At 74.0% G+C, this 14,764-nt stretch carries 12 protein-coding genes; 6 read left to right on the forward strand and 6 right to left on the reverse strand.

Features of this window, described 5'->3' with window-relative positions; translation table 11 throughout:
* Positions 1–293 precede the first annotated feature (293 nt).
* Positions 294–1,043, forward strand: a complete 750-nt coding sequence (locus AOM46_RS12515) for a sulfite exporter TauE/SafE family protein (RefSeq protein ID WP_370592692.1) — start codon at positions 294–296, stop codon at positions 1,041–1,043.
* Here AOM46_RS12515 and AOM46_RS12520 read toward each other — a convergent pair.
* Positions 1,027–2,664, reverse strand: a complete 1,638-nt coding sequence (locus AOM46_RS12520) for a DUF6297 family protein (RefSeq protein WP_062209854.1) — start codon at positions 2,662–2,664, stop codon at positions 1,027–1,029. The two genes, AOM46_RS12515 and AOM46_RS12520, sit on opposite strands and share 17 nt — an antisense overlap.
* On the reverse strand, positions 2,654–3,319 hold the full coding sequence (locus AOM46_RS12525) for an ABC transporter ATP-binding protein (protein WP_062209857.1): 666 nt from the start codon (positions 3,317–3,319) through the stop codon (positions 2,654–2,656). Before AOM46_RS12525 ends, AOM46_RS12520 begins: the two co-directional genes overlap by 11 nt.
* A gap of 79 nt (positions 3,320–3,398) precedes the next feature.
* Here AOM46_RS12525 and AOM46_RS12530 point away from each other — a divergent pair, with 79 nt between their 5' ends.
* The 3 genes from AOM46_RS12530 (at position 3,399) to AOM46_RS12540 (ending at position 7,249) form a co-directional block, all read left to right on the forward strand.
* Positions 3,399–4,934 carry an ATP-dependent DNA ligase gene (locus AOM46_RS12530; RefSeq protein ID WP_062210781.1) on the forward strand — a complete coding sequence of 512 codons (1,536 nt, stop codon included), beginning with the start codon at positions 3,399–3,401 and terminating at the stop codon, positions 4,932–4,934.
* 165 nt (positions 4,935–5,099) lie between these two features.
* Entirely contained in the window at positions 5,100–6,182 is a 1,083-nt protein-coding gene (locus AOM46_RS31940) for a peptidoglycan-binding protein (protein ID WP_078856747.1), read from the forward strand.
* Between the two features lie 35 nt (positions 6,183–6,217).
* Positions 6,218–7,249: a ketopantoate reductase family protein gene (locus AOM46_RS12540; protein ID WP_062209860.1), complete on the forward strand. Its 1,032-nt coding sequence runs from the start codon at positions 6,218–6,220 to the stop codon at positions 7,247–7,249.
* Positions 7,250–7,306: 57 nt separating this feature from the next.
* Here the strand turns inward: AOM46_RS12540 and AOM46_RS12545 are convergent, their stop codons facing one another.
* From AOM46_RS12545 to AOM46_RS12555, 3 genes are all read right to left on the reverse strand, one after another.
* Complete coding sequence (locus tag AOM46_RS12545) at positions 7,307–7,744, reverse strand: hypothetical protein (RefSeq protein WP_062209862.1); 438 nt, start codon at positions 7,742–7,744, stop codon at positions 7,307–7,309.
* Positions 7,745–7,802: 58 nt separating this feature from the next.
* Positions 7,803–11,162: a substrate-binding domain-containing protein gene (locus AOM46_RS12550; RefSeq protein ID WP_078856748.1), complete on the reverse strand. Its 3,360-nt coding sequence runs from the start codon at positions 11,160–11,162 to the stop codon at positions 7,803–7,805.
* Positions 11,163–11,338: 176 nt separating this feature from the next.
* A complete protein-coding gene (locus AOM46_RS12555) occupies positions 11,339–12,310 on the reverse strand; it encodes a polysaccharide lyase family 1 protein (protein ID WP_062209869.1) in 972 nt (323 codons plus the stop codon).
* A gap of 234 nt (positions 12,311–12,544) precedes the next feature.
* Between AOM46_RS12555 and AOM46_RS12560 the strand changes: the two genes are divergently transcribed.
* Together AOM46_RS12560 and AOM46_RS12565 are read left to right on the forward strand one after the other, a co-directional pair.
* Positions 12,545–12,775 carry a DUF2277 domain-containing protein gene (locus AOM46_RS12560; protein WP_062210787.1) on the forward strand — a complete coding sequence of 77 codons (231 nt, stop codon included), beginning with the start codon at positions 12,545–12,547 and terminating at the stop codon, positions 12,773–12,775.
* Positions 12,772–13,593, forward strand: a complete 822-nt coding sequence (locus tag AOM46_RS12565) for an alpha/beta fold hydrolase (protein WP_062209871.1) — start codon at positions 12,772–12,774, stop codon at positions 13,591–13,593. Before AOM46_RS12560 ends, AOM46_RS12565 begins: the two co-directional genes overlap by 4 nt.
* A gap of 75 nt (positions 13,594–13,668) precedes the next feature.
* Here the strand turns inward: AOM46_RS12565 and AOM46_RS12570 are convergent, their stop codons facing one another.
* The gene (locus tag AOM46_RS12570; protein WP_062209874.1) at positions 13,669–14,667 is read right to left on the reverse strand and encodes a hypothetical protein; all 999 of its coding nucleotides are present in this window, start codon (positions 14,665–14,667) and stop codon (positions 13,669–13,671) included.
* Between the last annotated feature and the right edge of the window lie 97 nt (positions 14,668–14,764).

Below are 14,764 nucleotides of genomic sequence, written 5' to 3' on the forward strand. Positions count from 1 at the left end.
GCCGTGCCGGTGCTGTCCACCGACCGCGGGGCAACCGGGCCCCGAGGCGCTCCGGCGGAAAGCCGGCACGGGATGGCGGAGCGGAGCGCGCGCGATGTCGACGGTGGGCTCAGGCGGAGTGAAGGTAGCCCGGGTGCGCCAACTCCTCGCCGCGACCGAGTATCCGCTGGGTGAACGTCTGGCCAAGGCGCGGGAACCGGCATTCTGACCGGCCCTCTATCACGGTCGGGCCGGTGTCCCGGGCGCTGGGCACCCCCGACTGCCGCGGGGGCACCGGTGCGACGATGGCCCACATGGTGATGGGTCTCGGCGGTGCGGAACTGGCGGTGCTGGCCGTCGCGGCCGTGCTGGTCGGGGTGGCGAAGACGGCGATCGGCGGGGTCGCCTCGATCACGGTGGCGCTCTTCGCCATGGTGCTGCCGGCGAAGGAGTCGAGCGGCGCGCTGCTGCCGCTGCTGATCGTCGGGGATCTGCTGGCGGTGGCGGCCTACCGTCGGCATGCCGACTGGAGCGCCCTGGTGCGGCTCTTCCCCTCGGTGGCGGCCGGGATCCTGGTGGGCACCTGGTTCATGTCCCGGGTCGACGACACGGTGATGCGGCGCACCATCGGCGGGGTGCTGCTGCTGGTGGTCGCGGCGCATCTGTGGCAGCGGCGGCGGAAGGGCGAGCGCAACGGCAAGGGCGCCGCGTCGGCCCTGTTCTACGGCCTGTTGGCCGGGTTCACCACCATGGTGGCCAACGCCGGCGGTGCGGTGATGGCCGTCTATCTGCTGGCCATGGGCTTCCCGATGCTGACCTTTCTGGGCACCGCGGCCTGGTTCTTTCTGATCGTGAACGTCTTCAAGGTCCCGTTCAGCGCCGGCCTCGGGCTGATCGGCACCGAGTCCCTGACACTCAACGCGATCCTGCTGCCCGGCGTCTTCCTCGGCGCCTTTCTGGGGCGCCGGCTGATCAAGGTGCTCCAGCGGGGAGACCGCCAGCAGCTCTTCCAACGCCTGATCCTCGGCTTCACCGCGGTCTCCGCGCTCAACCTGCTCCGCTGACGGCCGGCCGCTGGCCCTTCGGGCGGCGCCGCGCCGTGTGGCGGGCCCAGGCGAGGGCGGCGGTGCCGACCGCGACGGCCCAGAGGGCCGGCGGCGCGGCCGGGCCGCTCGCGAGCTGGGTCGGCAGCAGCGCCGGCAGCGTCAGCAGCGGGCCCCTGCCCTGCCAGAGCAGCGCCTGCGCCGGGCCCGAGTTGCCGGCCGGGGTCTCCACGCCGAGCATCATCGAGGCCGGCATGATCCCGCGGTAGGCGCTGACCAGCGCGGCGCCCAGCAGCGCCGGCACACAGAACGGCAGCCAGCCGAGCGCCGGCTCCCCGAGGCCGTGCACGGCGTGGACGGCGGCCAGGCCCGGCAGCAGGGTGACCCAGAGCAGGGCGGCCGGCAGCACGGCATGCCACAGCGCCAGGGTCCCGTGCGGCCACGGCAGTTGGGCGGCCCGCCGGCGGTCGTCGTTCTCCAGACGGGCCGGCTCGACCAGTTGGGCGGCCGCCAGATAGCCGGTGACCAGCGCGAGCACCAGCGCGACCGGCTGTCCCGAAGCCGCGCACCCGATCGTCAGCGCCCAGAGGGCCAGGCCGGAGCCGAGCCGTCGAGGCGCGCGCAGCAGCCCGGTGGCGTCGCGCCAGGGCAGCAGCAGCCAACGGGCGCGCGGCACGGGCAGTCGCGGAAGGAACGTCGCCGGCGGCCCCGACGCGCGGCGGGAGCGACGGGTCGGCCGCAGCGCTGCCTGGGCCTGGCGTGCGTCGAAGCTGTAGAACGCGGCGAGGAACCCGTCGGCCACCGCCGCCTGTTGTCGCAGCACCCGGGCCGGCACCGCGCGCGCCGCCCGGTGCGCGAGCAGCAGCGCGGCGCCCACCGTCAGCGCGGTGACCAGGGCGCCGACGACCCCCTCGACCGTGGTGACCCGCCCGCCGGCGGCCGCCAGCGGCAGCGCCGGCCAGCCCCAGGGGCCCGACCAGAGCGCGATCCGCCCGGGACCGGGCCGCCCGGTGGCCGCCACCAACGTGGCATACGCCCCCAACACCAGGGCGACCAGCGCCAGCACGGGCCGCAACCGCTCGCGCCGGTGCCAGGGATGGTCGCGCTGGACCAGCACGGAGACGGTGGTGACCAGCACCCCGACGGCGAGACCGCCGCCGGCGCCGGCGAGCAGCAGCGGCAGCGGCCGGCCGGCGCCGACCGCGTAGACCAGGAGCCCCGCCACCCCGCCGAGCGCGGTGGCGGCGACGGCGGTCACCAGCAGACCGACCCGCAGCCGGGGCAGCAGCAGCGCGGCACGGGAGACGGGATGCGGCAGCAGCCAGTGGATATCGGGCGCCGGCAGCCGCACCGGGCCGCGCCAGACGGCCAGTTGGGCCGCGCCCAGCAAAGCCAGGGCCACCAGCGCCGGCCCGGTGGCCGGCAGCGAGACCAGCACCCGTTCGGCGGCGGGCCCGCGCCACCGCTCCTCCACGGCGGCGTTCGCCAGCGCCGCCACATAGGGGACGGCGTAGACGGCGGTCAGCAGCAGGACGCAGTAGAGGGCGTAGCCGAACTGGCGGCGCCCGGCCCGGCGGGCCGGGGCGCGTAGCGCGGCCAGGGTGGCGAGCGCGCCGCCGTGCTCCTCCGGTTCAGTCGTCATGGGACGCGGCCGGGGTGTCCGGCAGCAGCTGGCCGTCGAGCAGGGTGTACCGCCGGTCGGCGACCAGGGCGGCCAGCACGGTGTCATGGGTGGCCAGCAGGATCGCGGTGCCCTCGGCGGCCGCCCGGTCGAGCCGTTCGGCGAGCTCGGCGCGGGCGCGCTCGTCGAGATGGGCCTCGGGCTCGTCCAGGATCAGCAGGGCGCGGGGACGCACCTGGGTGGCGGCCAGCGACAGCAGCTGGGTCAGTCCGGCGGAGAGGACGTCCGGCAACTCGTCGGCGTGGTCGGCCAGTCGGTGCTCGGCCAGGGCCTCGTCGACCAGCGCGTCGGCGTCGGGCACGGCGTGTGCCAGCGCGACCAGCAGCAGGTGTTCCCGCACGGTGAGATCCGGATAGCAGGCGCCGGGCCCCAGGGCAGAGGCGACCTCGGCGCGGAACGCGGGGCGGTCCTCGCCGGTCTGCTCGCCCCGGAAGACTGCGGTGCCCCGGTCCTGGGTCTCCCGGCCGGCCGCGATCCGCAGCAGGGTGGACTTCCCCGCGCCGTTCCGCCCCAGCAGCGCGACCCGGTCCCCGGCGGCCAGCGTCAGGGACACCCCGTCGAGCACGGTGCGCCGCCCGTAGCCGTGGACCACATCGGCCATTCGGAGGACGTCCATGGCGCCAGCACATCATGGCGCCGCCGCCCGGCGCCCGGCCGGGGTGCCGGTCCCGGCCGGCCGGGGCAGCATGGGAGGCATGCTGCTGGCCGATGTCGCGGAGACCTGGCGGGAGGTGGCGGCCACCCGCGCGCGGTCGGCGAAGGTGGCCGCGTTGGCCCGGCTGTTCGCCGGCACCGAGCCGGAACGGGCGCCGGTGGTGATCACCTGGCTGGCCGGGCGGCTGCCGCAACGCCGGCTCGGCGTGGGCTGGCGCGCGTTGGCCGACCATCCGCCGCCGGCGGGGACGGCGGAGCTGACGGTCGCCGAGACCGACGCGACGCTGGCCGAGATCGGCGGCACGGCCGGCGCCGGCGCCGAGGCGAGCCGACGGCGGCTGCTGCACGGGCTGTTGGCCAGGGCCACCGAGCCCGAGCAGTCGTTTCTCGTCGGCCTGATCAGCGGTGAGCTGCGGCAGGGCGCGTTGGACGCGCTGGCGGCCGAGGGTCTGGCCGCCGCCGTCGGCGCGACCCCGGCGGCGGTGCGGCGGGCGGTGATGTTGGGCGGCTCGCTGGGCGCGGTCGCCCAGGCCGTGCTGGCACGCGGACCGGCGGCGTTGGCGGAGTTCACACTGCGCGTGGGCCGCCCGGTGGCGCCGATGCTGGCCAGCGGCGCCGGCACGCTGGACGAGGCGATCGACCGGCTGGGCCCGTGCGCCATCGAGGAGAAGCTGGACGGCATCCGGGTGCAGGTGCACCGCGAGGGCGACACGGTGCGGATCTACACCAGAACGCTGGACGAGGTCACCGAGCGGCTGCCCGAGGTGCGCGCCGCCGCGCTGGAACTCGCGGTGGAGAGCGCCGTGTTGGACGGCGAGGTGATCGCGTTGGACGCGGCGGGGCGGCCCCGCCCGTTCCAGGAGACGGCGGGTCGGGTCGGCTCCCGGCTCGATGTGGCGGCGGCGTCGGCCGCGTTGCCGCTCTCCCCGGTCTTCTTCGATCTGCTGGCCGTGGACGGCAGGGAGCTGCTGGATCTGCCCACCGAGGCCAGACACGCCGAACTGGTGCGGATCGCGCCCGACCCGCGCCGGGTGCGCCGGCTGCTGGTGACCGATCCCGACAGCGCCGAGCAGCGGGCGGCGGCCAGGGAGTTCAACGAGCGGACGCTGGCGCGCGGCCACGAGGGGGTGCTCCTCAAGGCGGCGGACGCGCCGTACAGCGCGGGCCGCAGGGGCGCCTCCTGGGTGAAGGTGAAGCCGGTCTACACCCTGGACCTGGTGGTGTTGGCCGCCGAATGGGGGCATGGCCGGCGGTCGGGATGGCTGTCCAACCTGCATCTGGGCGCCAGGGGCGAGGACGGTGCCCCGGTGATGCTGGGCAAGACGTTCAAGGGGCTCACCGACGCGCTGTTGACCTGGGGCACCGAGCGCCTTCAGGAGCTGGCGGTGGCGAGGGAGCCCTGGGGGGTGCGGGTGCGGCCCGAGTTGGTGGTCGAGGTGGCGGTGGACGGGGTGCAGCGCTCCAGCCGCTATCCCGCCGGAGTGACACTGCGCTTCGCCCGGGTGCTCCGCTACCGCGAGGACAAGTCCCCGCGCGAGGCCGATACGGTGGCGGCCGTACGGGCGCTTTTGCGGTAGTTCCTCCCGGCGGTATCGGGTGCGGTGACAGAATCGCGACGTAAGTGGCCGCATTGTTATGGCCGTGGCCGCAACAAACCACCGGTTTCGCGCATCTTTACCTATGAGGTCCGGTGAGGTCCCGTTATCCCAGGGGGAATTCTGATGCGCTCCGCGCCTGTTCGCATGTCCTCGCGGAGAAGTCCGCGCGGCAAGCTGCTGTCCGCCGTCGCCGCGTTGGCGGCCGGCGCGCTGTTGGTCACCGGCTGCACCGCGCAGGGGCAGGAGGCGCCGGCGGATCCGGTGGCCTCGGACGAGGCCACCCCGGACGACAACGCGGACGACGCGGGCGGCGATACGGACGACGAGGAGCCGGCGGAGGTCGAGGAGATCCTGCTGGAGTTCGGCGACGAGTCCGAGCAGGTGCGGGAGTTGCAGGCCAGGCTCACCCAGCTGGGCCACTTCACGGCCCAACCGACCGGCTACTACGGCGATGTCACGGTCGGCGCCGTCTCCGAGTACCAGCGGGAGCGGGATCTTGAGGTCTCGGGCACGGTCTTCGAGTCCACCTGGGCCGCGCTCACGGGCGAGACCAGCGATCCGACGCAGGACGAACTGTTCCCGCGCCAGCAGGTGATGGGCTATGGCGACAACACCGACCAGGTGCGGGAGTTGCAGGCCAGGCTCGCGCAGCTGGGCCACTTCACGGAGAACCCCACCGGCTACTACGGCGATGTGACGGCCGCGGCGGTGCGCGCCTTCCAGACCGCCGCCGGCATCGAGGCGAGCGGCACCGTCTTCGACGACACCTGGGACGCGCTCACCGGCCAGACCGGTCAGCCCACCGAGGACGAGATGTATCCGCCGCTCGAAGTGCCGGAGGTCGAGCCGGAGAGCGATCTGGACGAGCGCTGCCTCACGGGCCGGGTGCTGTGTGTCTCCAAGACCTCCAACACCCTCTCCTGGGTGGTGGACGGCGACGTCCGGATGACGCTGGACGTGCGCTTCGGCGCCGAGGAAACGCCCACCCGCGAGGGCGAGTTCGAGCTGTACTGGAAGTCCAGGCACCACCACTCCACGCTCTACGACTCGCCGATGCCCTATGCGATGTTCTTCGACGGCGGCCAGGCCGTGCACTACTCCGAGGACTTCGCCGCCAACGGCTACAACGGCGCGTCCCACGGCTGTGTGAACGTCCGGGACGAGGCCGGCATCGCCACCCTCTTCGACGAGGCGCGGGAGGGCGACAAGGTCGTCGTCTACTGGTGAGGCGAGGCCCCGGGGGTGGGCGCAGAATGGGAGCTATGCGGTACATCATCATCGGTGCCGGCGCGGTCGGCGGAGCGATCGGCGGACGGTTGGCAGCGGGCGGCCACCAGGTTGTCCTGGTGGCCCGGGGGGCGCATGCGGCGGCGATGCGCGCCGACGGACTGCGCCTGGACACCCCCGAGGAGTCGCTTCGGCTGGAGCTTCCGGTGGTCGAAGGGCCGGAAGAGGTCACGCTGGGCCCGGAGGATGTGCTGATCCTCGCCGTCAAGGTCCAGGACAGCGTGGCCGCGCTCAACGCCTGGGCCCACCGCCCGGTGGCCGGCGGCGGCACGGCCGGGGAGCGGCTGCCGCTGCTCTGCGCGCAGAACGGGGTCGCCGGCGAGCGGTTGGCGCTGCGCCGGTTCCGCCGGGTGGTCGCGGTGTGCCTCTGGCTCCCCGCCCAGTACCTCACCCCGGGCCGGGTGGTCGCCCCCTGCTCCCCGCTCACCGGCATCCTGCATCTCGGTCCCTACCCCGAACAGCCGTCGCCACAGGACGCGTTCCTGACCGAAACCCTCGCCCCGATCGCCGCCGACCTGGAACGTTCCCGCTTTCTGGCCCGGCTGGCGCCCGATGTCGCGCGCTGGAAGTACGCCAAGCTGCTGGGCAATCTGGCCAACAGCCTGGAGGCGGTCTGCGGCCCACTGGGCGAGGACGAGCGGCTGCCGGACATCTACGCCCGGGTGCGCGCAGAGGGCGAGGCGGTGCTGGCCGCCGCCGGCATCGGCTATGTCAGCGAGCAGGAGGAACGCGAGCTGCGCGCCGGCCGGATGGACATGCTCCCGGTGCCCGACACGGACTTCAGGGCCGGCTCCTCCTGGCAGAGCCTGCGTCGCGGCGCCGGCTCCATCGAGGCCGACTACCTCAACGGCGAGATCGTGCTGCTCGGCCGCCTGCACGGCGTCGCCACCCCCTGGAACGAGACGCTGCAGCGGCTGGCCAACGTCTTCGCCGCGGCGGGCCGGCCCGCCGGTTCCCTCCCGGTGGACGAGCTGATCCGGGAGGCGCCCGCCACCCAGGCGGGCTGAGGCGGACGGCCGGGGGCCGCGCCCGGCAGCGGGTCAGTGGGTCGGCGGGTCGGCGGGTCAACTGTCCTCGGTCGGTGGGCGTTCGGTGAGCCGGGCGTGGCGTTGGCGGGCGGCCTGGGGGGTGCCGAGGCCGAGGCCGAAGGCGATCTCCTGCCAGGTGAGGCCGCGCCCCCTGGCCATCTCCAGCAGGCCGCGCTCCAACTCGTCGAACTCCGCGCGAGCCCGGGGCACCAGGCTGAGCGCGGCGGTGATGTCCGCGCGATCGACCTCCGCCTCGCCCTCGGCGCGCTCGGCGGCGCCGCTCAACAGGAACGCCACCAGCCGCACCGCCTCATGAGGGGCGGGCACCAACGGGTGCGCACCCCGCGCGCGTTGCTCGGGGGTGGCGGCATGGCGCTCGGCGATCCGGAAGAGCGCGGCGTGCGCGCGGTGCGCGCGGGCGGCCTCGGGATCCGGGGGCGTGAACGGGTCGGCCGCGTCGGGGACTTCAGTCATCCGCCCATCCTCGGCCGGCGCACCCGAGGTTGTCAACGCATCAATGCAAACGAAACGTTCAACACCTGGGGTGCTGAACGCCGCCCTCCTCGGACCGTGCGTCCCGGTAGGCGTGCGGGGCCATGCCCGTCTGCTTGCGGAACACCCGGCTGAAATAGGCGCGGTCGTGGAAGCCCACCGCGCGGGCGATGGTCGCCACGCTGTCGTCGCTGCGCCGCAGCCGCTCCTTGGCCCGCTGGATCCGCAGCCGGGTGAGGTACTCCCAGAGCGTCAGGCCCAGTTCGCGGTGGAAGAGCCGTCCCAGATGGTCCTCGCTGACGCCCGCCGCCTGGGCCACCTGCCAGCGTGAGAAGCGGTGCCGGTAGTGCTGCTCCAGATAGGCCAGGGCATATCGGACCGGCGCCGTGGCCCGCTGGGCCGCCGGATCGGTGCGCCGCGCCATGCCGTCCAACAGCGCGGCCACCTCCCGTTCGTCCAGAATATCCCGGCCCAACAGCAGTAACGCCGGCAGCGGTTCGGCGCGTCGGGCGTCGGCGACCGTGAAGCCCCGGTCGCTGAGGAGTAACGCCGGGACGCCCGGCAGCCGTTCGACCACCTCGAAGCCCGTCATATCGGGCAGCGCGCGGTCCACGATCAGCAGCCCCGGCGGCTCGTCGGCGAGCAGCGCCAGCGCCGCGGTGCCATCCGCCGCCGCCCGCACCGGACGCCCGGGCAGCGCCTCGGTCAGCAGCGCCCGCACCCGTTCCCTGCGCGCGGCCGAACCGTCCACCACCAGCACCGGATCGGCCAACTCGCCGGGCCGCAGCGCGAGCAGCGCCTGCTGCAGATCGTCCCCGGCGACCGGACCGTAGAGCAGGAACGGGGTGTGCCGCAGCGCGGGATGGTCGTGCAGCCGGCGGACCAGCGCCCAGTGCCGCGCGCCCCCGGGGCCCGCCGTGTCCCAGACCACGGCGGCGGGGCCCGGCGCGCCGACCAGCGAGACCAGGTCCTCGTCCGGCCCCGGCAGTCGGACCCGCAGCCGGTGGCGGCGCGCCAGTGCCGTGATCTCCGGGGCGAGTTCGGCCTCGTTCGGGGCCGCGACCAGCAGTTCCAGGCCCGGCGGCGGTGCCGCGTGTCCTGGGGCCTCGGCGGGGGTGGGCAGCGGCAGCGTCAACCGGAAGCCGGTATGCGGCTGGTGCCGGTGCACCGTCACCGAGCCGCCGTGCAGCACGGCCAGCCGGCGGGCGATGGCCAGGCCGAGCCGCGCGCCGCGCGCCCCGGCGGCGAACGGCTGGAACAACCGTTCCTCCTCGTCCTCCGGCATCACCAGATCCGGCCTGGTCACCTCGACGGTCAGCTGCGCCGGACCCACCTCGGCGGTCAGCCGCAGTCCCGGCCCCGCGGCGGCGATCAGCAGGTTGAGGACGATCTGCCGCAGCCGGCCCTCGTCCGCGTGGACGGCGGGCAGCCGGGCCGGCAGCCGCAGCGCGGCCGGGTCGCCACCGGCCGTCCGAAACGATTCAGTCAACAGTGGGCGTGGATCGAGGAGTTGCCGCGAGAGGTCGAGGGCGTCGATCTCGGAGCGGGACAGGTCGAGCAGATCGTCGATCAGCCGCAGCAGTCGACCCGCGTGCTCGCGCGCCACCTCGCCGTCCCTGGTGTGCCGCAGGATCGCCTCGACCGGGCTGCGCAGCTCGTCCGTCGCGTTGTCCAGCAGCCGGGACTTGAAACGGTTCGCCCGTTCCGCCGTGTCCCGCGCGCCGCGCACCTCGGTGAAGAGCCGCACGCCCTTGAGCGCGGCGCTGATCTGGTCGCCCAACGCCCGGTAGAGCGAGCCATGGGGCGCCGCCGCGCGCTGGCCGCCGCCTCCAGGAGGCCCGTCGCCTCCAGGCGGCCCGCCGCCTCCCGGTGCCCCGTCGCCTCCCGGCGCGCCGCCGTCGAACGTCGTTCCGCCGTCGAAGGCCGCATAGCCGAGCTGTTCCTCGCCGATGTGCAGCGGCTCCAACACCACGGTGAACCGGCCCTGTCGGGGCAGCAGCCGGGCCAGCGGCAGCGGTTCGGCCGAGCCCCGCAGCGCCAGCCGGTACTCCGGCACGCCCAGGCCCGGCAGATGCCGCCGCAGCGCCCGGTGCAGCCCGGCGCCGTCCGTGACCGTGGTCAGCGTGGTGGCCAACTCGCGCAGCCGCCTGGCCCGTTGCTCCTCCGCCCAGCGCTCGTACTCCAACAGCCGCCGGGACTTGTCCGCGACCAGCAGCCTGGCCTGGCCGATCACCCGCTCCAACCGCGCCGGATCGGCGCCGCCGCCGTCGTCGCGGCTGTGGCGCAGCCGCAGCAGCGCCCGGTCCCATGCCGTGGCATCGTCGTAGGACGTCAGCCCCGCACCGACCCGGCGTTCCAGCAGCCGCAGGAACTCGACCCCGCTGTCGCCCGGTTCGGTGGGCAGCCGGGCCAGCAGTTCGGCGTCCAACAGCACCGGGCCCGGCGGGACGGGCGCCGGCCCCGGGCCCGCCTCGCTGACCAGCGGCGAATGACAGCCGCAGGACCGCCGCACGGCCAGCGTCCCGGGCACCACCCGGCGCGCCGGCGGCACGGTCCCCCGCAGCCGCGCCAGCAGGGTGTCCACGGCCAGCTCGCCCAACTCGGCGAACGGCAACGCCACCGAGGTCAGCGGCGGATCGCTGACCCTGGCCTCCACCGAGTCGTTGAAGCTGATCAACGCCACATCGTCGGGCACCCGCACGCCCCGTTCGGTGAGGAAGCGCAGCGCGTCGGCGGCCAGCGCGTCGCTGCACGCGACCACGGCGTCGAAGTCCCGTCCCGGGCGCAGCCCGCGCACCTCGATCAGCACCCGCATCGCGGAGGCGCCGGCGCCCGCCGCGTAGTCCGAGGAGGCGGCGATCAGCGAACGGTCCTCGGGGATCCGGTGTCGGCGCAGCGCGTCCAGATAGGCGCGGGTGCGGTCCAGCGCCACCGGATTGGTCAACGGGCCCCGGATGCACGCCAGTCGACGCCGACCGTGGTCGGTCACCAGATGGCTGACGGCCTTGCGCATCCCGGCGTGGCTGTCCAGCAGCAGCGTCTCGTGGTGCTCAAGGGCGCGGTTCAGGCTGACCACGGGTAGCTCGTCGAGCCGGCGCACCAGCCGCGCCGCGCGCCCCCCGCGCGCCGGCAGGCCCAGGGTCGACGTCCAGCAGATGACGCCGTCCAACTCGCCCGCGTCCAGCAGCTCGTAGAGCGCGTTGCGCGGGGCGCCGCTCTCCCGGATCGCGTCGCCGGGGAAACAGACCAGATTGGCGCCGGTCCGCTCGGCCGCGGCCCGCACCCCGGACCAGAGGGGCGCCCCGACGCCCAGATGGATATTGGCCGTGACCAGCCCCAACAGCGGTCGGTCGGGTCGGTCGCGGGGTGCCGGTGACACCCCTGGCCCGCGTTCCACCATGGCGGCAGCCTCGCTTCTCGGCAACGCTCGACGGCAGCGCCTGCGGCGTGCCGCGCCACCCCGGCGGCGCCGCCGAGGTGGCGAGGACGATAGCGCCGCCTGGGCACGCCGACAAGGCCGGCGTCACGGCACCCTTCGCCGTGACACCGACCCGTCGGCGCGCTCGGGCAACCGCGTTACAGCCGTCCCACCCCGGCCCCGCCGGTGACGATGGACTTGACGTCAGCGGCCGGGTCGGGCGAGTAGCCGTAGGGGATGCCGGCCACCGAACCGCCCGCCTCCCCGCTGCCCGAGTTCACGAAGTGGTTGTCCCTGGCCACGATGGAGCCGGGACCCGACGCCGCCTCACCCAGGTGGAACGGGTCGTCGGTGTTCTCGAAGTAGTTCGCCTCCACCAGCACGCCGGCGTCCTCGGTCGAGGCGACGCCATAGGAGCCGATGTTGTTGTAGTAGTTGTTGTAGACGTGGACCGGGTCGCCGAACCGCACCCGCGGATTGCGCTGGTTGACGCCGTCGAACCAGTTGTGGTGGTACGTGACGTTCAACTTCCCGATGTCCTCGGACCCGTTGTCGTCCGAGTGCCCCAACAGCATGTTCTTGTCGGAGTCGTAGGTGTGGTTCCACGACACCGTGATGCCGGTCGACGCCCGCTTGATGTCCAGGGCGCCGTCGTTGGGGTTGGTGAAGTCGTTGTGGTCGATCCACACGTTGGTGCTGTACTCGACGTTGATCCCGTCGTCGTTCGAGTTGGCGAACGTGATGTTCTGCACGATCACGTTGTCGGCCTGCCGGATGTTCAGACCGCTGCCCTGGATCGTGGCGCCCGACCCGGCGCCGACGATCGACTTGTCCGACGAGACCCGGACCATCGAGCTGACCGAGATCGTGCCGTTGACCTCGATCTGCAGCGGCCCGTCGCTGTTGGCGGCGTCGATCAGCTGGTCGGCGGTGGACACGGAGACCACCTGGCCGCCGGCTCCGCCGGTGGCGCCGGCGCCGAACCCCGTCGGCGACCCGACGACGAGGGGGGAGACGTCGGCCGGCTCGTTGGCGGTACCCGTCGCGGCGGTCAGCCCGCCGATGGTCGCCACGGCAGCGGTGACCGCGACCGCGCTGGCCAGCTTGAATCGTGCGCTCGTCCTGCGCATGAGATTCTCCGTCCGGTTTGTGGGGGGTGTAACGGGGGGACCTTGCCGCGCGGCCTGGCAACGCCTCGATGCTATGCGGAGAGTTGTGGACGATGACGGTCCGCATGTGGACTATCACGATGCCGGCCACCGGCCGTGTGGGTGACGAGGGCCTGGCCGTCCGGGCTTGGGGCTGTCGGTGGGCGGGGTGCGGTCGCGGCGGCGGGTGTCAGTGGGGTGGGTGACACTGGGGAGATGTGTCGGAGTATCAAGACCCTTCGGGCCCCGGTCACGCCTGATGTGCGGGACGAGGACATCCGTGCGGCGGCCCTTCAGTACGTTCGCAAGGTGAGCGGCTTCCGTGCGCCGGCGGCGCACAACCAGGCCGTTTTCGATCAGGCAGTCGAGGAGATCACCGCCGCCACGCGGCATCTGCTGGCGCATCTGGAGGTGCGCGGCTCGGGGGGCGGTGAGCGGCGGGGATGACGGTCGTCCGGCCGTATGTGGGGCGAATAGCCGGCCCGGCCGAGCGCACTCTGCTGGTGGTCCACGGCGGCCCCGACTGGGACCACAGCTATCTGCTCGACCCGCTGCGGGAGTGGACGGGCGAGCGCCAGGTGCTCCTCCCCGACCTGCGCGGATGCGGCCGCTCGCCCGGCGGGCTGCCGCCGGATCAGTACACCCCCGACGCCGTCGTCGGGGATCTGTTGGCGCTGCTGGACGACCTTCCGGTGGGGCGGGTCGATCTGCTCGGCTTCTCCTACGGCGGGCTGCTCGCGCAGCGGCTCGCGCTCGCCGCTCCCGAGCGTTTCCGCTGCCTTGTCGTGGCCTCGTCCAGCGTGTTGCCCGTGCCGGCGGACGCGTGGGACGACTGGCCGGAGCGGGCCGAGCGCCGGGCGGCCGAGGCGCGGGTGTGGGCGGAAGGACGCTTGGACGGGCCGGAGTTGACCAGGGCCGCCGCGTTGGCCGGGGCGCCGGCCAACATCTGGCGGGAGGCGGCGCTGCCGCGCTACCTGGAGGTGCTGGCGCGGGTGCGGTTCACGGCCGAGTGGCTCGGCCCGTTCCGGGCCGGCCTGCTGCCGCCGGCCCGCCCCGACGACGCGGCCCGCCGGCTGGCCGCGACCGGCCTGCCGGTGCGGCTGCTGCACGGCCGCCAGGACATGGTGTTCCCCGCCGCGCTCGCCGAGGAGGCCGCCCGGCTGATCCCGGGGGCCCGGGCGGCGATCCTCGACGACGCCGGCCATATGGCCCACATCGACCAGCCGGCGGCCTGGCTCGCCGCCCTCGCCCGGCAGCTCGCCTGAGCCGGAGCACGCGGCCGGGTCCCCTGGCCGGCGTGGCCCGGTGGGGCCACGCCGGGTGCGGCGTCGGCCGGCAGGCTACTTCTTGCCGTGGGGCTTGCCGGCCGTGATGGTGGCGAGGGGGCGGAGGTCGGTCCAACAGGGGCTGTCCAGGCGGAGGAAGCCGGTGCCGGCGGCGCCGCCGTCGCAGTAGGAGGAGCCGTTGGCCGAGTCCAGGAAGACACCGTCCGGGTCGATGTCCACGCCGACGTAGGGGGAGCCGGGGAAGCCCTGGACGCCGACGTTCAGCGCGTCGTAGGGGCAGCCCTGGACGGTGGAGTAGCAGGGCGCCCCGGTGCCGATCGGGCTGTCGCCGTAGCCGGTGGTGTTGAACGAGACGGTCCAGATCACCTCGTCCGGCAGCGTGGTGCTCCCGTCGAAGGTGAAGGTCACCGGGTGGGCGATGCCGTTGTAACAGCCGCCGGTGGTGGCGTCGTACCAGCGGCCGGCGTTGGGGCCCGTGCAGTTCACCGGATCGGCCGACGGCCGGTAGGGGATCTCGGTGAGCTGGGTCTGGCTGGCCAGCAGCGCGCCGGGCACCGGGGTCGGGCCCGAGTTGTCCACGGCGAAGACGGTGACCGTGACCGGGTGGGAGAAGGTGGCTCCCGCCGTGGTCCGGCAGTCGTTGGTGTTCCAGCGTCCGCTCTCGCAGGCCCAGCTGGAGAGCACCACCTCGACGGACCGCAGTTTCCGCTTGTGGGCGCCGGTGAGCCCCACCTCGTCGCCGAACTCGCTGGTGCCGGTCGCCTGGTAGCCGAGGGAGGTCACGTTCGGGGGCAGGTCGGCCGGGATCGAGTCGTAGACGACCTCCGCCCTGGGCGGCGAGGAGGGCGGGGTCGGGTCGGAGACGGGCGGGGCCGAGGCGCCGGCCACCGTCCCCTCCGCCTCGACCGGCGCGGCCTGTGCGCTCCCCTGGGCGAACAGCGCTGCGGCCGGGAGCATGGCCAGGGCCAGGGTGACGGCGAGCCGCCGCATCCGGTGGTGCGTCCGGTGGTCGGCTCGGTGGCCCGGCCGGCGGTGGTGACGGTTGATCAGCATTGCGTGCATGGCTCCTTCTGAGAGGCACTTCGGGGCGCCGGCTCATGGAGAATAAGCGCGCGAAACATGACAAAAGGGGTGTGACGCGCCCATGGCT

This window comes from Streptomyces sp. NBRC 109706 (assembly GCF_000974485.1).
Lineage (GTDB): Bacteria > Actinomycetota > Actinomycetes > Streptomycetales > Streptomycetaceae > Streptomyces.